The following is an 18,014-nucleotide window of genomic DNA, read 5'->3' on the forward strand; positions in this document are numbered from 1 at the left end:
TAGATCAGTAGCGTGTGGTGTTCCTCACATCGGAAGCTCCGGGCTATTCTCAGCAAAGTATTCGTGATTATCAGCGTTTGATGTGGCTCTAGGCGGGTTTTCGGCCGCGAGTACCTTAGCGGCATCCTGACCATAGACATAGTCGTTTGTTGATGCGACGATGAAAAAGTGACTTATTTCATGTATAATCGTTCCAGACCTTGAATCCGTTCCTTTCAGAGCGGCTAGCCAGAACTTTGGACAAACAAAGATACTGTAAGGTTGATTACGGTACACATATGCATAGTCTCCCGATTCGCAGTCGCTGCCGTGGCATCCAAACGATATTGCTTTGTTTGCAAGAGCATCCGTAATCTTCGAGAAATTTCCAGTGGCCTTTGCGTACAGTCCTACGGTATGCGCCCCAAACCATGTCAGATATCGTTGGGAATTCGGTTGCTGGGCCGAGGGCGTGGCCTGCAAAACCTGCAGGGCAGCCGATGCTATGTTATTTGCTTCCGCCAGCGCAGCGCCAATATCATCCTGTTGAGGGCTGTCACACTGGTCGAATTTGGGAGCCGAGAGCGGTATCCGTTCCGGAGGAATCCGACCTGACAGAAGCCTGAACGTGGCGGCGTTGCTCAAAACTGCTGCCCGTCTCAGGGCACCTGGACGGCCAATCAGCAGACCCACTCCCTCTGTATCGTAGGTAACCGCATAGTTCCCTGCTTCATAGATGGCGTAGTACAATGACAGATCGACGGGCACCGAAATCGATTGTCCGGGTTCAATATTGATAAAATCAGCCTCAGTCGGTTCTCCTCGCTTCACCAAACGGCCGATATACTGAATTGGCTGCGACCCTCTCGTCACTGAAAATATTTCGCCGGAGACGCCGTTGATTGGCGTGGTCCACCTGAGCACCCTGATCGGGCTGCCTGATCGGTTCGTGAGAGTAAAGTCAATAATTAGGGGGGTATCGTTTCCATAAGAAGGCAGGCGCGATTGCAGAACTATCTCAATTTCCTGATTTTGCTGCGCAAACGCCAAAGGCACAACGCTAAAAAAACACGAAAGTGCCAATACAATATTTCGAACAATACTCGGCATTTTTATGCTCCTATATAACCACGATTAGACTCTATTGCTTCGTCTAAGTGAGTTTTTAGTTTGCGATAACATACCGGAAACGCCCACGGCCTACCTTGCAAGTTAGGAATGAAATTGCTGCAGGCCGGGCATTGCAACTTACCGCAAATTCAAAAAAACAGGAACACGAAATCATGTCCGTGGCCTCGTATGCCATCGATTTCGGCTGACACCTTCTTTGGGGTGGTATAAGATGAATGGGTACTTTTCCATCAAGCTCCATAAGAGGGGGCCATCATGAGCGAGCGTCGGAAAGGCATAATAACCAGCTGCGCGATTTTGAGGTTTTTTGCCCTGGTTTTCGGGTTCTGTTTTGCTTTCAGCGGCACTGCTTCAGCTGATTCCTGCGGAACAGAGGCTACTCCCGGTTGGAATCTCGAGAATCCTCCGGCCGAAGATCGTCAAGCAATTCAAGATCTTTTGTCCCGCTATGCCTGGACGATCGACGAAAGAAATGCAGCCGCGTTCACCGCCCTCTTTGCGAAACCGCAATCGTCTTACTACGAGATTTGCAGTACAAGCAGCAGTATCCTCAAGTTGACACTCGACCTTGGTTCGGAGTCGCCAGACGATCTTCTTGAGCAGATGAAAATAATAGTTAAGAAACTGGAAACAGATAAGCTCCAGACCCGGCATCTCGTGACCAACACCTTGTTCGATGTGGTTGATGGTAAGACAGTGAATACCAAATCGATAGTCCTGGTCACTCTGCAGGACTCCCACTCTCCGGCACCGGTTCTTGACTATTCGGCGGATGCCCGGGCCTCTTTTGTAAAGGGCGACGACGACATCTGGCGATTTCAATCGCTTACTGTCCACGCCGACTATGCTGCTGGCTCTGTCGCAGCCAAGAAGCGATGACGCCCAAAGATCGGCTATGGGTTCACTGGCACGCTCCAGTGGGCTGAAATGCGTGCCGTTGCGCTGATCGCTGCTGTCCTCGGCATTGCGCTTCTCCTGCTGTCCGGGACGATCGGGCTTCGACATGCAGCTTTTGTATCGACGCCGCGAGCCGGCGAGAGGCAAGGCTCCGATCAGGCCGACGTGGTTTGCAGCAAGGCGAGCGGCTGCGCGGTGTCACAATTGCCGCGCGGTTCCGCTGTCAAGCTGCTGCGACCTCGCGGCGTCGATTTCGCTCCGGCTGAACTCGATGGGAAGTCGTTTGCCGAAGCCGTTACGCGATGGAACCCTGACATCTTTTGGGCGCCAGCCTCAAAGAGCACCGACGTCATAACCAGGTCTGGCGATGAAGCGCGGGCGGTGTTCGGTCCTATTCCCGACGGCGATTGCGACAGCCCACAAATGAAGGTCATCCCACTGGAAGTTGATGGCAATGTCGTCGACCTCAAGCCCAATCCGACAAAACCAGGTTCTCCGCTGGAGTTCGAGCACAGGAACGAAAACGGAGAGGTGGTGAAATGGACGGCGACATTGCCCAAATGCGACAAGCCTTCGCTGACTGGCAGCACGACCTACTGTGGGCTGAACTCACGTGTCGTAAGGGTCGTGCGCGGCAACGTTGAATGGCTGTTCCTCTGCAGAAAATCCAATATCAGCCAGGAGGTCAGCACCGATCCCTACTGGACGCGATCGGATCCGAGATTTTCTGTCTTCGGCACCATCGGGTTCAATCGGAAATCCGGAGAAATTATCTTCTTCGACGGCCGCAAGGACCAGAGCGTGTTCGACTGGTCAAAGCCCTTCGTTCCGCCAGGCGGGCGAAACTATTCGGATAATGTCGGAAGGACTGCGGCGGAGAAAATCTATGATTCGACGTTCAAGATCTCGTGCCATGCATGCCATGACAACAAAAGCCCCTATGTGATCGATCCGCACATTGCACAGAGCAGGGTAGGGTTCCGTTCAGCCGACGATCCCAAATCGACCGCCTTCAGCCTGGGAGATTTTCTACCGCATCGGCCGCGGTTGCCGGGCGCGCCGTTCCGCGTGGTCGGCTCCGGCTACACCAGCACCTACCCCAATGAACTTCGCCATGCCAGGACGGTCGACGATCCAACGGGCAACTGCACAAGCTGCCACACGCTTACCACACAAATCACGGGCCGCCGTTTTGCCGCGGACGCAGTGGGGCATGAGCCGACGGTTACGTCGCCAACCTGGGTCCAATTGCTCGAGCTGCGCGAGGAAGAGATCATCTACGCAGGGATCGCCGCACACCGGACGGACTGGGCGGCCGGCAGCGGTGGCGTCCATCCCTGGATGTTGCCGGGGTCCGGCAATGACCTGTCCTCCCGCGCGCCGCGACTGAGCTCAGAGGACTGGCGGAAGCTGAGCGACTGTTTATGGGGAGCCGGTGGCTCCGAATGTGGCTACCGCCCACTCTACACTAGCTGCCCGGCGCCAGAGGCGGAGGATGAAGGCTCTTCGCTCGCCGATGCCACGCTTCAGGTGTTGCCTCGGCCGCCCGGAGAGGAGGCGAAGACGCGTGTCCTTCGCGTAAGCTGGACCTTTCGCAACAGCTACGGTGGTGTTCCGGAGCGCGACGATATCAGGATCAATGTGGCCGTCAGGACGGACGCGATTCCGGCAAATGGGGAACCGCCACAAGGCGGCGACTATCCCAGCATCGAACAGGCAAAGGGTACCAACGCCGAGGCCATCTCCGGTTCGGTCAGCGCAGCCGGTTCCAGCTTGTTGGTTGAGAACGTTTCGTTTGCCGGTCACACGAAATGGAGCGATCCGACGCCGTCGATGTCGCCGCGCACTTTCCAAGTCGATCTGCCTGGTGAGTGCAACCGACGCACCTTGATACGCTTGGTGCCCAAACGGTTCTGCTTCGACCAGAGCGAAGCGGCATTTGGCTCGGCAGATCATTTGATCTACGCCGACGTTCAGTGCGACGAGCTGCGATGATCCACTCGACGCGATCGAAAGCGGCTGATGAGCGCCGGGATTTGCGATAACATGACTGGTGCTACATGGTCGCCGCACCAAGGAGGGTCCCAGAGCCGTGACCACACCGGTTCCATTGGCTAGCCCGATTTTGCCCGGCAGCCCAGGGAAGTCTGTTGCAGAGCGGCGTTATCTCACCATTCTGTTTTGCGACATGGTGGGGTCAACCGAATATGCCGACCGCCTGGATCCCGAGGACTTCCAACGCCTGATCGAGAGCTTTCTGCAGACCTGCAGCAGCGTCATCCGCCGCCGCAAGGGTGTGACGGCCAGCTATATCGGCGACGCCGTCCAAGCCTATTTCGGTTATCCAATAGCTGGCGAGGACGACAGCGAGTTCGCCGTGCTAGCGGCACTCGAGATCGTCGATGCGGTAGGCACCATCTCGGCAAGTCAGGGATATCCGTTGCAAGTGAGGGTGGGTATCGCGAGCGGCCAGGTCGTGGTGGGGGAGTTCGTCGGCGCGCCGAGCGGCGTGTCCACCGTCGCCTTCGGCCACGTCGCGCATCTAGCGGCACGGCTGCAGGTCCTGACCAAGCCGAACACGATCCTTGTCGACGCGGCGACCTTCGAGGCCGCGAGCGGCGCGATTGATTTCACCACGTTCGGCAAACATGAGCTGAAGGGATTCGCCGAGCCAGTCCAGGTTTGGCAGGTGCAACGGGCGCGCATGGTGCCGACTCGCTTTGCAAAGCGTGCGCGCATGACCAAGCTGTGCGGCCGCAATGCCGAATTGCGACTGCTGATGGAGCGCTGGGAGACCGTCGTGCGCGACAGGCGCGGCAATGCGGTGTTGGTCTCGGGGGAGTCGGGAATCGGTAAATCCCGGTTGCTCAATGAGATCCAGCAGCGCCTGCGCAGCTTTCCGCAGCTGACCATGCAATGTTCTCCGACCTTTGAGAACAGCACCCTTTATCCATTCCTCGCGGAGCTGCAGAGGATCGCAACGATCGAGGACGGTGACTCGACGGAAGAAAAGCTGCGAAAGCTCAGCAACGGATTGTCAATAGGTTCTGTGTCCAGCGACGTCGCGCTGGCGATCTTCTCAAGCCTGCTCGGCTTACCGACGACTATGCCGGACAGGCTTGAAGGGATAAGCGCCGAACGACAGCGCAACATTGCCGAGCAAGCGTTCATCGATTTGGTCAGTTATCTGGCGCGTGCTACCCCGATCCTGATCTTGTTCGAAGATGAACAATGGGCCGACGCGACCTCGCGCGACCTTCTCCACAAGATCGTCGCCAGCCTGGCTTCGACTCCTGCGCTGTTGCTTGTGTCGAGCAGGAACCACTCAAGCGTTCCGTGGGTCGACGGGCCGGACGTGCATCACATCAGGCTTGAAGCGCTCGGCCGCGAGGATGCCGAAGCGATTGTCCATGACATCAGTCCGAATGCGCTCGCTGCTGATGTTTCGGTGGTGCTCGACCGCAGTGAAGGCGTCCCTCTCTATATCGAAGAGCTTACGCGGAGCGTGGTCGAAACAGGATTGCGGCTGGACGTATCGCAGCCGAAACGTCTGTCACCTACGACCAACATTCCGAACTCCCTGCAGTTCTCGCTGCTTGCCCGCCTCGACAGGCTGGGGCGCGCCAAGGAAATTGCGCAGATCGCAGCGGCGATCGGCCGCGAATTCGATTTCGACATATTGCGCGAGATCTGCGATTGGCCCGAAGCGGAGTTGCGCGCCGCGGTTGGCGACCTGGTGCGCACGGGGCTGATCGTCGCCGAGCGGGGGACAGCCGGCGCGGGCTTTTCGTTCACCCACGTGCTCCTGCAGCAGGCCGCCAGAGGCACGATGCTGCACGAGCGCGCGCAGCAGATTCACCGATTGATTGCCGAATGTATCGAACTGCGCGACCACAACGCGGCTTTTGCCTATCCCGAAGTGCTCGCTGAGCATTTCGCAGACGCAGGTCTGTTCGACCGCGCCGCTGACTACTGGTTGCTGGCAGGGCTGAAGGCGGCCAAGACTTGGGCAAAAGTCGACGCGGTGCGTACCTTCAGGAAGGGGCTTGAAGCCGCGAAACTCTTGCCCGAATCCGACGATCGTAGCCGCAGGCTGCTTCGCTTCGAACTGGAGCTGGGCGACGTGCTCTACGCTGCGCTAGGCTACGTGACGGGCGAGGGCAGTGCGGCATATCAGCGGGCCATAGAACTGAGCGGGAAGCTTGGCGAGCCGGAATCGACGATCAGGGCGCTCGACGGGCTTTTCGGTACCCATTTCAACTCAGGTCAGTTCGGTAAGGCCCTCGCGGCCAGTGATGAGTTAATTCGGGTCGGCGAGGAGGGCGGTTACCTAAACGCGCTCGTCATAGGTCTGCAGTTCAAGGGGATGAGTCTGTTCTCTCAGGGCGAGTTGGTGGCGGCCCGGCAATATCTTGAGCGCGCTCTCAGCCACAAGGACAGCGCAGACAAGGTCGGCAGCGACTTTCCGAGCATGGCCATGATCTACCTTTCCTGGACCTTGCATATTCTGGGATATCGCAGCCAAGCGCTGAAACTCTACCTCGAGGCGGAGGCGACCGTTCGGCAGCAGTCCGCCTATCGTCTGGCCGCCTGCCTGGGAAACGGGTGCGTGTTGTTCGCCTTCCGCGAGGAGAGCAGTTCGATCGCTCGACTGGCGGATGAACTCCTGCCGCTGGCGCAGGAAAACGGTTTCAATCTCTGGGCAAGGGTGGCGCGCTTTTTTGGCGGCCTGGCTGCATCGAGCCTCGATGACAGTCTGGTGGGTAGCCATATGATGGCATTGACCGAGAGTGATCTTGAAGATGAGGAGGTCGACAAATCGTGTTATTTAGGCTTGCTGGCCAAGGCTTTCATGAATTCCGGGCAATTCAGTATAGCGGCAGTGACCGTTGAGAAAGGTCTGCGCGAAGCCGAAAAGATTGGCGAGCACTACTTTACAGCCGCCTTGCTGCGCATTCGCGGTGAGATCGAACTTGCAAATGGAGCAGGAGACAGAGCGGCGGAGGCTTCTTTCCGCGAGGCGATCGCCTTTGCCAGGCAGCAGGACGCCAGGAGTTGGGAGTTGCAGGCGACCAACAGTCTGGCGAAGCTTTTGCGGTCACAGGGTCGGTTCGAAGAGGCTCGTGCGGAATTGCGGGAGGTCAACGATTGGTTCACCGCAGAAGATGTGGAGTAATCAGCAGTGCATCACGTCTGTGCCGGCAATCTCGACGAGAGGCTTCTTTTCGTCGCGAAAATTGTAATCATGGGTCGAGAGCGGAACAGCTGCCCTCGACCGCATACGACGGCTCGCGATTGAGAAATGCGCGCTTGAACCAAATCCGCAGGCTAATGTCACGGGTGACGCCACCGCCGTGCCGGCGGCGCCGTTGTGCGGCGGCAGGAATGGTCGGCTATTTGATCTAATTTCTTTGCAGGCCGTTAATGCGGCCATGATGTTAATCAGCATTTGCTAATGAATCGTTCAAACCTAAGGCAAGCAATGACCAAGAATCTCGGCAATGCACGCCACACGCCGGCGAAGGCCCAGCAGGTCTCCCTTCTTGGCAAGGTCGCGCCGACGCTGTTTCCGCTGGTCGCGGCGGCGCTGGGCTACATGATCGGCAGGCAATTCTTCGGCATCTAGCGGGCTTGCCGCTGCCCGGCTTGGCGCACTCAAACGCCTCAGCGAACTGACCAGAACAACGCGCCGGCCGGCATTCGCGCTGCAGCCGCCGGTCGCCAGAGTTCGGCGTCAGACGTGGACGTCGCCGAAGGAAAGTTCGCCGTCGTCGCGGGCTGCGAAAAAGACGATGGCGAGCAGCCAGGCATAGAATGCCGCCACGACGACCACGATAACGACACCGGGAATGGGGCCAAGGGCGGCGCTTTCGACGGCCTCACGAAGCGAACCGACAAACCCGGTCTTGAGGCCCACGGTCTGAAGGCTGGGGGTCGATATCTTGACCACCCAGGCCAACAGCAGGATCAGGAACAGGTAGATGTAGTTTCGCCGCAGGCGTCGCGCCAGCGCAGCGCGCTGCGACAGCAGGAACTTCGGCGCGCGCAGGCCTTCGCCGACGATGAGCAGCCAGTCAGACGCAAAATCGGGCTGCGGGGAAAAGATCTGCGCGAAATAATGACGTTCGAACTGCCGCACGCGAGCCCGGTAGAAGTCGAAGAACCGATAGCGGCGCGCCTCGATCCACAGCAAAAGCAGGATCAGCAGCATGGCGAACAGCAGCACGCCGTGATGCGCACTGGCCGTGGACAGCGATACCGAAAGCAGCGCCGCCACCACAGTGATCGCCCAGTTCGTCGTCCGGTCGAGCCGGTCGCGCCATCCCGCCATGCGGGCGATCTCGGCGCGGTGAAAATGCGACAGCGTGTTCACGCGCTCCGTCGATGAAAGGACGAGGCCCGTGGGTTTTGCCGACGCATCGTTCATGACATCCTCCGGCAAGGACTAGAACACTTTGCCGGCAACATTGTTCCCTGTCGGTCACTCGGTTACTCGGTCCCGCCGATCCAGTCGACCAGGAGGGCGGCGAGACCGAAGGCGGCGGCGATGGCGCAGACCGCTGGCCATCCGCCCCAGGTCCAGGCGATGCCGGCCAGCATCGAACCGATGGCGCCACCAATGAAGAAGATGCCGACGAACAGACCGTTGAGGCGGCCGCGCGCCCTGGGCTGCAGCAGGTTGATGGCGCGGCGGCCAAGCGTCTGGTCGCCGGTGACGCCGATGTCGAGCAACACGGCGCCGATACCCATCGGCATCAAAGGTCCCCATGGGGCTTCCACCTGGACGGAGCCGGACCACGCCGCGAGCGCCATCGAGCCGACCAGCAAGAGGTGGCAGGCGATGGTGGCGGAACGCGTCCAGCCGCGATCGCCGGCGCGGCCGAACAACGGCGTCACCAGCGCGCCGCCGGCGCCGACCAGCGCGAACAGCGCAATGCCGCGCTGGCCGAGATCGAAGGGCGGCAAAGCCAGGCGCAACGCCACCGCCGTCCAGAACAGGCTGAACGCTGCCATCACCAGGGCCGCCGTCAGCGCCCGTCGCCGCAGCACCGGCTCGTCGCGCAGCAGGTGGAGCAGCGAGGCGATCAGCATGCCATAGGACGATCTCGCCGTCGGCCGCCGCCGCGGCAGGGTGAAGGCGAGCACGCAGGCGAGCATGACGAGGGCCGCGGCGCTGAGGCCGTAGAAGGCGCGCCAACCCCAGGCATCGGCGATCAGGCTGGCCAACGGGCGTGCCAGCAGGATGCCAACCATCAACCCGCTCATGACATCGCCTATGACGCGGCCATCCTGTCCGGGCGGAGCCATCGAGGCGGCGATCGGCACCAGGATCTGGATGGCCGAGCAGGCAGCACCGAGGATGAACAGGACGATCAGCAGCGCGGCGGCGGTGGGCACCAGTGCGGCGACGCCGGCCGCCAGGGCCGCCGCGATCAGCATGCGCAGGATCAGGATGCTGTTTTCCGAGAGGTCGGCAAGCGGCACCAGAAAGAACAGGCCGGCGGCGTAGCCGAGCAGGGTGGCCATCGCGACGAGGCCGGCGCTTGCCACACTGGTGCCGAGCGATGGCCCGATCAGGCCGACCAGCGTCTGCGGGGCGAACAGATTGGTGACGATGATGCCGACCGCGGTGGCAAAGAGCAGTGTCTGCGGGCCGGTTATGGTCGCGGCCGGCCCGGCCACCTCATCAACCGTCTTAGGCATTGGCGTATCAGGCATTGGGTCCTCAGCAAACTGCATATCGTGGGAAGACTTTATGCCGAAGCATTATCATGCTACAATTGAATCAATTCGATAATGATTATGCGAGGAGCGCATGAACATCCATGATCTCGAAGCTTTCATTGCCGTGGTCGAAACCGGCTCGATCGTCGGTGCCTCGGCCAGGCTCAACCTCACCCAGCCGGGCGTGACGCGCCGCATCCAGAATCTGGAAGACGGGCTGGCGACGGCGCTGCTCGACCGCCAGTCGAAGCCGCTGAAGCCGACCGCCACCGGCCGCGAGGCCTATGAGCATGGCCGCCGTGTGCTGCGCTCGCTCGAAGATCTCAAGGCTGGGGTGTCGCCGCAAGGCGAGGTCAGGGGCGAGTTCCGGCTGGGCATCATGCCCTATCTCTCGGATGCCGCGCTGGCGCTGCCGCTCGACAGCCTGCGCGCGGCCTTTCCGCAGTTGACGCTGCGCATCACCTCCGGCTGGTCGCCGAGACTGGTGGAGCAGGTGGCGCGCAGCGAGCTTGACGCGGTCGCGGTGTGCCTCGCCGAGGGCGTGGCGCCGCCGGACGAACTGGTCCAGGACGATCTCGGCCTGCAGTCGGTGCTGCTGGTAGCGTCGCGCGGCCTTGGCGTGCCGCGGCCCGCCGACCTTGCGTCGCTGTCTCGCTTCCCCTGGGTGATGAACGAAAACGGCTGCGGGTTTCGCGCCTTCATCCGCCAGAGTTTCGAGGGCGCAAGGCTGCCGTTCCAGGTCGGGGTGGAGGCGCTCAGCGTCGACCTCAGAATGTCGCTGGTGGCGCGCGGCCACGGCATCGGTATCGTCACGCCGGGTGCCTTCGCCGACAGCCGGTGGCGTGACGCGGTCGAGGTCATCGACTGTCTGGACTTCAAGCCGCAGGTGCGCGCCTGGCTGCTGCATCGCCCGCCGGCCGGTCGGCTCGGCCGACCCATCGCGCTGTTTCGCGACGCGCTGATCGAAGGGCTTGAGGTGCCGATGCCCCTGGTGTCGTAGTGCGGGTGGACCACAATTTGCAAAAACGACCCTGAAATGATTGAGATACAAAGATTTTCTTCAGACGTACATCAATAAGCCGGCACAATTTTTAGGCAATCTTTAGACAACATGTCGATTGCCGCAGGTCATGCTGGCAAATGGTTCTTTGTCGGATTCGTCCGAGACGGCAATGATTCATTGCTTGACACTGGGCCAAGATGAAGAGCTATGCTGGATCACGCTCAAAAGTTCGCACGGGGGAATCTGTACATGGATTTCATCGAGAGGTGGTTAGGTATTTCACCTGACGGCGGCGACGGATCGACCGAAGCTCTCTACATACTTGCCGTTGTCGCAATATTGGCGCTCGTCTTTCACAAGCGCATCGTACAGTTCGCGCGCGGTTTCTTCGCGCGGAAATAGCCAGCGTACCGTTCAAGTTCCGCTTTATTCGTCTGACCAGAGTTACAAGCGGCACCAGTCGTCCAACCAGTCCAAAGCGCTGTTGCCGCGCGAATCCCGTCGTTAATCAGGCGTTGCCCTGCGTTAGCTTCAGAAAGGGAGTCGATGCGTGGAATAGCGGCAATCCTGCGAGCACTGTTCTCCGCCTGGATTCCAGCGCTGATCGAGATGGCTCACCGCTTCTGTCGCCGGTGGCGGCTGGGGGGTGACCGTCGGGTCGACCAGAAGGGGTCCCGGGCACATTGCGTGCCGATCGACCATCCCGCATTCTGCCGGCCCGATCCGCTGATCTACGATCAATACTATCTGATCGGCCTTGGCCTCGCGGTGACCTGGGACAATCCCGACATCGAGGTGCGCAAGGGTGGGGTGCCCGTTCCCGCCGGCAAGTTGCAGGCTGACACCGACTACGAGGTGCGCGTCCGCGTCTGGAACGCCTCCAAGGATGCCGTCGTCGTCAAGATGCCGGTTCATCTGTCCTATCTGTCGTTCGGCATCGGAACCGTGTCGAACCCGATAGACACCCGGCCGGTCTCGGTGGGGGTGATCGGATCCGCCAGCCAGCCCGGGTTCGTCTCCTTCGACTGGCATACGCCCCGGGAAGCAGGTCACTATTGCCTGCAGGCCTTGCTCGACCCGGCCGACGATGCCAACTTCGCCAACAATCTCGGACAGAAAAACACCGACATTGGGCTGGCGCAGTCGCCGGCGACATTTCAATTCGAGCTGCGCAACGCCACCCGCCGGCCGCACCGGTATCGCTTCACCGTCGACGCCTACACCATTCCGCCGCTCAACCCCTGTCGTGACGACCGGCAACCGACCGAGGAGTCCGTCAAGGCCGAGCAAAAGCGCCGGCTGGCAGCACATTTGCCGGCGGTTCATCCGCTGCCGCCCGGATGGAAGGTCGAGATTTCGCCTGACCAGCCGTCGCTGGCGCCGGGCGAACAGGTGACGATCACCGCGGTCGCCACCCCGCCGAACGGCTGGACCGGCCGGCAAGCCCTCAATTTGAATGCGTTCGACGAGGGTGAGCACGCCAGCGGCGGCGTCACCTTGACTGTCCTCAGCAGAGTGGAGCCGTGATGGCCACCGACGACAAATCCTGGACCACGTGCACGACCGCGGACAAGGTGATCTCGGTCAACCAGTACATCAGCGCGGCGATCACCAGCGGCATATTCGCGGCCGTCATGGCTGTGGTGCTGATCGCGATGGGCGAGCCGTGGTGCTTGCCGATTGCGCTTGTGGTGACCGGGATTGTCTGGATTCTCGCCTATTGCGACTGGTGGCTCAACAACCGGCTGGTTTGTCTCGGCGACAAGAGCCCGGTCAGCGTCGTCGGCATGGTCATCAGCATCGAGCCGCCGTCGGAGAAGACATGGCCCGGAAGCCTGGACTCCGACTACAGCCTTAACCTGCTGCTGCCGAACAACCCCGTCGGCGTCAGCCAAGCCGTTGCCGGCGCCAGCGTTCCGTTCGGCTATCTGATGGCTGAAACCGCCACCACCTCCTCGCACGGCTTGCTGTTCACCGGGAATCCGGCGGAGGACAAGGCGACCGGGGTAAAATCAGAGGCACTGCACGTGGAGTTCGAGGGCGCGTCGATCCACGACCTGCAGACCGTCAACATCCTCGCGCTGATCGCAGCCCTGACGGCGCTAGCACTCTGCATGTCGGGCGTCGGCGTGGTCGTTGCCTACATCCTGGCGCTTCTCGCCTTGCTTGCCGCGCTGCTTGGCGCGGCCTTCAGCAGTTCGGACACGGCCAGCCCGAGCGATGCCGGCCTGCCCAGCATCGAGGTCAACAAGGGCGATGGAACCGGAGCGACAATCCTGGGTGTGACCGGCCGATGGGTCTATGACGCCGGACATATCCACGACAGCTTTCATGAAGGCCACAACGAACTGCATCCGGTCCAACAGGCGCAGATCCTGGGAGGGCCGTGGGACGGTGACTGGCCCCCCGATATCGACGGGATCATTCGCGGCTACCAGGATGGCTACGCGCAATCCCAGGATCCGCTCACCAAAAGTGAGCAGGCGCGACCCGGCTCCAAATGGTCGGTCCATCCCTATGTCGACGGCTGCAACGACCGGCCGGATCATCCGCCGCACTAGGTCGTTGCAGGCGACGACGCCGAGGAGCTTCTGGGTGCGGTCGGGACTTGTGCAAGCACGCATACAGGCAGGGCCGTCGCGTCCGGCGCGTTAGGGCAGTCGAGACTTACGAATCCTTTCAAGCGGTTGCGCGCGCCGGTTCAGATTTTGAGTCCGCGCCTTGAGAATCTCCTCGCCCTTGGGCAACATGGCGGTCATGCCTGAGAGGCGAGAATGAACAAGCCGATTTCTGCCGCATCGCCGCGCAAGGCGGCGACGATGGCGCTGACCGAGGCGCTCGTTGCCCGCACGATGCGCGCGGTCGAAGATGCCGGGCCGACGCCGGGCATGGTCTACATGACCGACGCCGACTATGCGCGCATCCGCGATGAGGTGCTGGCCGGCGCGCCGCCTGGACCGGTAAAACTGTTCGCCTATGGCTCGCTGCTGTGGAAGCCGGTCGGCGAGGTGAGCGGCGGCGAGCGTGCGGTTGCGACAGGTTGGCACCGTTCGTTCTGTTTTACGGTCAAGCGCTTCCGGGGCACTGTCGAGCAGCCAGGCCTGATGATGGCGCTCGACCGCGGCGGCCAGTGCCAGGGCATGGTTTTTGAGATCGCCGAGCCGGTGGCGGCCAACCTGGAAGCGCTGCTGCGCCGCGAGATGACCGTCCTGCCGGCTGTCAACGTGCCGCGCTGGCTGCAGGTCAGGACAGAAGGCGGCATGAGCCGCGCGCTCGGTTTCGTCGTCGATCCCGCCAATCCGCGCTACGCCGGCAAACTCGACAAGCAGGCGATCGCGGCGACGCTGGCCAGGGCCGTCGGCCACTGGGGTTCGGGTGCCGAGTACCTGTTCGAGACGATCCGCCATCTCGAAGCCTGCGGCATCCGTGACCGCAATCTGTGGCAGTTGCAGGAACTGGTGGCCGAGGAGATCGGTCGCACCGACGCCGGCTGAGGCGCAAAGGCCAGCCATTTTCAGCGCCGCCAAATAATATTCAACCAAACGGTTGACAATCAAAAGCCGCATGCGCATATTCAACCACATGGTTGAATTACTTACATACGAGATGGATCAGGTCTTTCACGCCCTTGGCGACGCGACGCGCCGGCAGATGCTGCGCGAACTCGCGGGTGGCGGGCGCACGGTGAGCCAGCTGGCCGAACCGTTCGCGATGTCGCTGGCGGCTGCTTCCAAGCACATCAAGGTGCTGGAAAATGCCGGGTTGATCCGTCGCGAAGTGCTCGGCCGCACGCATATCTGCCACCTCGAGGCTGGTCCGCTGGCCAGCGCGCATGAGTGGCTTGGAGCCTACTCGCGCTTCTGGACGGGGCGGCTCGACATTTTGGAACGATTGCTGCGCGAAGACGACGCGCGCAAATCCTCGACACAGAAGAAGGGAGACGAGATATGACCGATCGACATGCCGAGAATGGCTATGGCGTGCTGACCGAGCCGGCCACGTTGACGATCGAACGGCTGCTGCCCGGCCCGGCCGAGCGCATCTGGGGCTACATCACCGACCCAGAACTGCGCCGCCAATGGCTGGCCGCCGGCCCCATGGGAAGCGAGGCCGGCTCGCCCTTCGAACTCACCTGGCGCAACGACGAACTGACCGAGCCGGCCGGCGAGCGCCCGCCAGGATTTCCGGCTGTGCACACCATGCCGGGTGAGATCACCGAGATCGATCCGCCGCACCGGCTCGGCATCACCTGGGGCAGCACCGGCGGCGTCACCTTCGCACTGACCCCGCAAGGGAAGGATGTGCTGCTTACCATCGTCCATCGCCGCTTGGGTGACCGCTCGCTGATGCTCAACATCGCCCCCGGCTGGCACATGCATCTCGACATTCTCGCCGCGAGGCTGCGCGGAGAACAGCCGGAGCCGTTCTGGGACGGCTGGGCGAGATTGAGGCTCGACTACGACCGACGCCTGCCGGCCTGAACAGGAAAAACACGAAACCCGTGGAAAGGAGACGATAGCGCCGGACACTTCGAGACTTGCCTGACCGATGCTTGACGAGCGGGCGATTGCCCGCATGACGACCGCTGCCCCGCAGCGGCATTTCCCAACATTTCCCGAAATTTTTGAACCGCCGGCCCGCGGGCCGCACAACCGCGCCTTTGTGCGCCAAGGAGAATGCCATGCGTAAATTGATCGCCGCCATGAAGATTTCCGTCGACGGCAAGGCGGAGGGACCGACCGGCATCGCCGACTGGGTGCATGCCTGGTCGGAGGATTATGGGCTGACGGATCAGGTCGATGCCTGCCTGCTTGGTGGCCGTATGTATCCTGGCTACGAGCAGTACTGGACCGCGATCCAGAACGCGCCCAACGAGCCGCTGCCGATGACTGGCAAGCCAGCGGCGCGGGAAGAGCTGCCCTGGGCACGCTTTGCCGCCAAAACGCCGCACTATGTGCTGTCGAACACGCTGAATTCAGCCAACTGGCCGATGACGCGTTTTCTCAGGTCGAACGACGATGTCGCGGCACTGAAGCGCCAGCCCGGCAAGAACATTTACTTGATGGGCGGCTCGACCATCGTCGACAGCCTTACCGAGGCCGGGCTGGTCGATGAGCTGCGCCTCGTCCTCTATCCGCTGATTGCCGGCGAGGGCAAGGTGCTGTTTTCGACGACGGCTCAGCGGCGCGACCTGGAACTGACCAAGGTCGAGCAATTGCCAGGCGGGCGGCTGAGCCTGGTCTACAAGATCGGCTGAGCGCTCAGAGCCTGTTTGGAAACTCCACAGGCTGTCTCACCCGTCCCTGAGCCAGACCAGCATTTCGCCGGGCTCGCGGTTGTCCCAGGCGAAATAGGGAATTGCGGTCAGGCGCGTCTTGGTGGTGGCCGGCGGCGCGGGCCGGTAGAGCCCGCTTTGCCAGCCGTCGCCGGCATCGGCTTGCGCGGTGGCCGAAAGCGTCACCACGCCGCCGAGAAGCTCCGGCCGCTGCCGCGCTTCGACGCTTGCCGTCCTCGGCAGCGTCAGGCGATGCAGCTGGCTTTCATTGTCGGTCGCCTCGACGCAGTAAATCAGCGGACCGCGCGACAACGCGACACGGCCGGCATCCTGCCGCACCTGCGGGTTGGCGTAGAGCCGCTCGATCGGCATTTCGAGACCGAGAAGGACGCGGTCGCCCTTTTTCCATGTGCGCCGGATCGCGGCATAGCCGTCGCTGGTGACATCCTCCAGGCCGACCGGGTCGCCGTTCACCGTCATTTCGGCGCCGGTGCTCCATGCCGGGATGCGCAGGTGCAGTGTGAACTCCACCGGCGCCTGCGGCTCGAGCGTGATCTCGACGGCGCCGTCCCAGGGATAACGGCTCGCCTGTGTCAGTTTCACCGGGATGCCTGATATGTCGAAGCGAGCGGTCGAGTCGCCATAGAGATGCACGGCAACAGCATCGTCGGCCAGGCTGTAGAAATAGCTGCCGATCGAGGCGACCATGCGCCCGATATTGGGCGGGCAGCAGGGGCAACGGTGCCATTTCCAGCGGTTATGCTTGCCCCGGCTTTCGAGTGGATTCTCGTAGAAGAACAGCGAGCCGTCGAGCGATAGGCCCGAGATCGAGCCATTGTAGAGGGCGCGCTCCATGATGTCGGCGTAGCGGGCGTTCGGCCCCATGCCGAGCATGCGGCTGGCCCAGAACACCAGCCCGACCGCGGCGCAGGTCTCGGCATAGGCGCTCTCGTTGGGCAGGTCGTAATCGCTGGTGAAACCCTCATTGTCCGCCGACGGCCCCAGTCCGCCGGTGATGTAGAGGCTCTTGGTGGTGACATCGTCCCACAGCCGGTCGAGAGCCGTCCGCAGCGTGTCGTCGCCATATTCGGTGGCGATGTCGGCCATGCCGGAATAGAGGTACATTGCCCTGACCGCATGGCCGACGACCTTGTCCTGCTCGCGTGCAGGAATGTGCGACTGGTTGTACTCATAGGTCTTGAAGTGGAAATCCTTCGGATCGGCACCGCGGGCGCGGGCCTCCTCGTCGAAATAATGTGGCTGCTGGCCGCGCTGGTCGATGAAGTATTTCGCCAGCTCCATGTATTTCTGCTCGCCGGTCACCCGCGCCAGCTTGACCAGCGCCAGCTCGATCTCCTCGTGGCCGCAATAGCCATGTTTCTGGCCGGGCCGCGGCCCCAGCACCGTGGCGATATGGTCGGCGAAGCGGCACATCACATCGAGCAGTTTGCGTTTTCCGGTGGCCTGGTAATAGGCGACTGCGCCTTCGATCAGGTGGCCGGCACAATAGAGTTCATGGCAGTCGCGCAGATTGGTCCAGCGCAGGCCGGGCTGGATGCGCTGATACCAGCTCGAGAGGTAGCCGTCCGGCTGCTGCAGCTTCTCATACATGTCGATGACGGCATCGATCTTCTTCTCCAGCTCGGGGTTCTTGCGCCGGTAGAGCGAATACGCCGCGGTCTCGATGGTCTTGCCCCAGTCGGAATCCCAGAACATCTGCGTCGTCACCGTGCTGGCGGTGAAGCCGTCGCTGACATGGAAGGGGATGACGACACCGGGCGAGGGCCGGTCCGGGTCGATCTGCTCGAGCATTCGGGCCTCGACACAGCGGTCGTAAAGGATGCCGGCGGTGGCGCTGGCGACGGCGTCGGCGCGGTCGCCCCAGAAACCCTGCACGTCGACCTGCGGCACAGGCAGCGGGCGGAAGGCGAGCTTGGGTTTGCCCGTCTTGCCCGCTCCGACGGTTTGGGTGGATGGCGATGCGGTCATGAACTTACTCCATTC

The 18,014-nt window shown here is 61.5% G+C and carries 17 protein-coding genes; 12 read left to right on the top strand and 5 right to left on the bottom strand.

Going from position 1 to position 18,014, the window contains the following annotated elements; genetic code table 11:
* Positions 1 to 24: 24 nt before the first annotated feature.
* Positions 25 to 1,089: a M35 family metallo-endopeptidase gene (locus AC1DYW_RS14355; RefSeq protein ID WP_477226645.1), complete on the bottom strand. Its 1,065-nt coding sequence runs from the start codon at positions 1,087 to 1,089 to the stop codon at positions 25 to 27.
* Positions 1,090 to 1,365: 276 nt separating this feature from the next.
* Between AC1DYW_RS14355 and AC1DYW_RS14360 the strand changes: the two genes are divergently transcribed.
* From AC1DYW_RS14360 to AC1DYW_RS14370, 3 genes are all read left to right on the top strand, one after another.
* Positions 1,366 to 1,989 (top strand): nuclear transport factor 2 family protein, encoded by a 624-nt coding sequence (locus tag AC1DYW_RS14360; RefSeq protein ID WP_477226646.1) that lies wholly within the window; start codon positions 1,366 to 1,368, stop codon positions 1,987 to 1,989.
* A gap of 48 nt (positions 1,990 to 2,037) precedes the next feature.
* A complete protein-coding gene (locus tag AC1DYW_RS14365; RefSeq protein WP_477226647.1) occupies positions 2,038 to 4,002 on the top strand; it encodes a hypothetical protein in 1,965 nt (654 codons plus the stop codon).
* 97 nt (positions 4,003 to 4,099) lie between these two features.
* Positions 4,100 to 7,183, top strand: coding sequence for an ATP-binding protein (locus AC1DYW_RS14370; protein WP_477226648.1), 3,084 nt, complete (start codon positions 4,100 to 4,102; stop codon positions 7,181 to 7,183).
* Here AC1DYW_RS14370 and AC1DYW_RS14375 read toward each other — a convergent pair whose 3' ends face one another.
* Positions 7,184 to 7,456, bottom strand: a complete 273-nt coding sequence (locus tag AC1DYW_RS14375) for a hypothetical protein (protein ID WP_477226649.1) — start codon at positions 7,454 to 7,456, stop codon at positions 7,184 to 7,186.
* 33 nt (positions 7,457 to 7,489) lie between these two features.
* Between AC1DYW_RS14375 and AC1DYW_RS14380 the strand changes: the two genes are divergently transcribed.
* Positions 7,490 to 7,633, top strand: coding sequence for a hypothetical protein (locus AC1DYW_RS14380; protein ID WP_095091124.1), 144 nt, complete (start codon positions 7,490 to 7,492; stop codon positions 7,631 to 7,633).
* Between the two features lie 108 nt (positions 7,634 to 7,741).
* On the opposite strand, the gene AC1DYW_RS14385 is transcribed toward AC1DYW_RS14380, so the two are convergent.
* Complete coding sequence (locus AC1DYW_RS14385) at positions 7,742 to 8,434, bottom strand: DUF2270 domain-containing protein (protein WP_457151665.1); 693 nt, start codon at positions 8,432 to 8,434, stop codon at positions 7,742 to 7,744.
* A 62-nt stretch (positions 8,435 to 8,496) separates the two neighbouring features.
* Positions 8,497 to 9,711: an MFS transporter gene (locus AC1DYW_RS14390; protein ID WP_457151666.1), complete on the bottom strand. Its 1,215-nt coding sequence runs from the start codon at positions 9,709 to 9,711 to the stop codon at positions 8,497 to 8,499.
* 112 nt (positions 9,712 to 9,823) lie between these two features.
* Between AC1DYW_RS14390 and AC1DYW_RS14395 the strand changes: the two genes are divergently transcribed.
* From AC1DYW_RS14395 to AC1DYW_RS14430, 8 genes are all read left to right on the top strand, one after another.
* The gene (locus AC1DYW_RS14395) at positions 9,824 to 10,732 is read left to right on the top strand and encodes a LysR family transcriptional regulator (RefSeq protein ID WP_457151667.1); all 909 of its coding nucleotides are present in this window, start codon (positions 9,824 to 9,826) and stop codon (positions 10,730 to 10,732) included.
* Between the two features lie 252 nt (positions 10,733 to 10,984).
* Entirely contained in the window at positions 10,985 to 11,137 is a 153-nt protein-coding gene (locus AC1DYW_RS14400) for a hypothetical protein (RefSeq protein WP_167392362.1), read from the top strand.
* A gap of 144 nt (positions 11,138 to 11,281) precedes the next feature.
* Positions 11,282 to 12,262, top strand: coding sequence for a hypothetical protein (locus AC1DYW_RS14405; RefSeq protein WP_477226650.1), 981 nt, complete (start codon positions 11,282 to 11,284; stop codon positions 12,260 to 12,262).
* Positions 12,262 to 13,296: a hypothetical protein gene (locus AC1DYW_RS14410; protein ID WP_477226651.1), complete on the top strand. Its 1,035-nt coding sequence runs from the start codon at positions 12,262 to 12,264 to the stop codon at positions 13,294 to 13,296. The genes AC1DYW_RS14405 and AC1DYW_RS14410 overlap by 1 nt, the downstream gene beginning before the upstream one ends.
* A gap of 213 nt (positions 13,297 to 13,509) precedes the next feature.
* Entirely contained in the window at positions 13,510 to 14,229 is a 720-nt protein-coding gene (locus tag AC1DYW_RS14415) for a gamma-glutamylcyclotransferase (RefSeq protein ID WP_477226652.1), read from the top strand.
* 88 nt (positions 14,230 to 14,317) lie between these two features.
* The gene (locus AC1DYW_RS14420; protein WP_477226653.1) at positions 14,318 to 14,686 is read left to right on the top strand and encodes an ArsR/SmtB family transcription factor; all 369 of its coding nucleotides are present in this window, start codon (positions 14,318 to 14,320) and stop codon (positions 14,684 to 14,686) included.
* The gene (locus AC1DYW_RS14425; RefSeq protein WP_477226654.1) at positions 14,683 to 15,216 is read left to right on the top strand and encodes an SRPBCC family protein; all 534 of its coding nucleotides are present in this window, start codon (positions 14,683 to 14,685) and stop codon (positions 15,214 to 15,216) included. The genes AC1DYW_RS14420 and AC1DYW_RS14425 overlap by 4 nt, the downstream gene beginning before the upstream one ends.
* Positions 15,217 to 15,416: 200 nt before the next feature.
* Positions 15,417 to 15,992: a dihydrofolate reductase family protein gene (locus AC1DYW_RS14430; protein ID WP_477226655.1), complete on the top strand. Its 576-nt coding sequence runs from the start codon at positions 15,417 to 15,419 to the stop codon at positions 15,990 to 15,992.
* A gap of 36 nt (positions 15,993 to 16,028) precedes the next feature.
* On the opposite strand, the gene AC1DYW_RS14435 is transcribed toward AC1DYW_RS14430, so the two are convergent.
* Complete coding sequence (locus AC1DYW_RS14435) at positions 16,029 to 17,999, bottom strand: glycoside hydrolase family 127 protein (RefSeq protein WP_477226656.1); 1,971 nt, start codon at positions 17,997 to 17,999, stop codon at positions 16,029 to 16,031.
* Positions 18,000 to 18,014 lie beyond the last annotated feature (15 nt).

This window comes from Mesorhizobium sp. P2_D5 (assembly GCF_056404355.1).

What these genes read in the sequence shown, in the direction of transcription:
- AC1DYW_RS14425 (WP_477226654.1), top strand. Translation starts at nt 14,683, where the DNA reads ATGACCGATCGACATGCCGAGAATGGCTATGGCGTGCTGACCGAGCCG.
- AC1DYW_RS14415 (WP_477226652.1), top strand. Translation starts at nt 13,510, where the DNA reads ATGAACAAGCCGATTTCTGCCGCATCGCCGCGCAAGGCGGCGACGATG.
- AC1DYW_RS14410 (WP_477226651.1), top strand. Translation starts at nt 12,262, where the DNA reads ATGGCCACCGACGACAAATCCTGGACCACGTGCACGACCGCGGACAAG.
- AC1DYW_RS14385 (WP_457151665.1), bottom strand. Translation starts at nt 8,434, where the DNA reads ATGAACGATGCGTCGGCAAAACCCACGGGCCTCGTCCTTTCATCGACG.
- AC1DYW_RS14400 (WP_167392362.1), top strand. Translation starts at nt 10,985, where the DNA reads ATGGATTTCATCGAGAGGTGGTTAGGTATTTCACCTGACGGCGGCGAC.
- AC1DYW_RS14360 (WP_477226646.1), top strand. Translation starts at nt 1,366, where the DNA reads ATGAGCGAGCGTCGGAAAGGCATAATAACCAGCTGCGCGATTTTGAGG.
- AC1DYW_RS14420 (WP_477226653.1), top strand. Translation starts at nt 14,318, where the DNA reads ATGGTTGAATTACTTACATACGAGATGGATCAGGTCTTTCACGCCCTT.
- AC1DYW_RS14390 (WP_457151666.1), bottom strand. Translation starts at nt 9,711, where the DNA reads ATGCCTAAGACGGTTGATGAGGTGGCCGGGCCGGCCGCGACCATAACC.
- AC1DYW_RS14380 (WP_095091124.1), top strand. Translation starts at nt 7,490, where the DNA reads ATGACCAAGAATCTCGGCAATGCACGCCACACGCCGGCGAAGGCCCAG.
- AC1DYW_RS14375 (WP_477226649.1), bottom strand. Translation starts at nt 7,456, where the DNA reads ATGCTGATTAACATCATGGCCGCATTAACGGCCTGCAAAGAAATTAGA.
- AC1DYW_RS14435 (WP_477226656.1), bottom strand. Translation starts at nt 17,999, where the DNA reads ATGACCGCATCGCCATCCACCCAAACCGTCGGAGCGGGCAAGACGGGC.
- AC1DYW_RS14365 (WP_477226647.1), top strand. Translation starts at nt 2,038, where the DNA reads ATGCGTGCCGTTGCGCTGATCGCTGCTGTCCTCGGCATTGCGCTTCTC.
- AC1DYW_RS14355 (WP_477226645.1), bottom strand. Translation starts at nt 1,089, where the DNA reads ATGCCGAGTATTGTTCGAAATATTGTATTGGCACTTTCGTGTTTTTTT.
- AC1DYW_RS14430 (WP_477226655.1), top strand. Translation starts at nt 15,417, where the DNA reads ATGCGTAAATTGATCGCCGCCATGAAGATTTCCGTCGACGGCAAGGCG.
- AC1DYW_RS14395 (WP_457151667.1), top strand. Translation starts at nt 9,824, where the DNA reads ATGAACATCCATGATCTCGAAGCTTTCATTGCCGTGGTCGAAACCGGC.
- AC1DYW_RS14405 (WP_477226650.1), top strand. Translation starts at nt 11,282, where the DNA reads ATGCGTGGAATAGCGGCAATCCTGCGAGCACTGTTCTCCGCCTGGATT.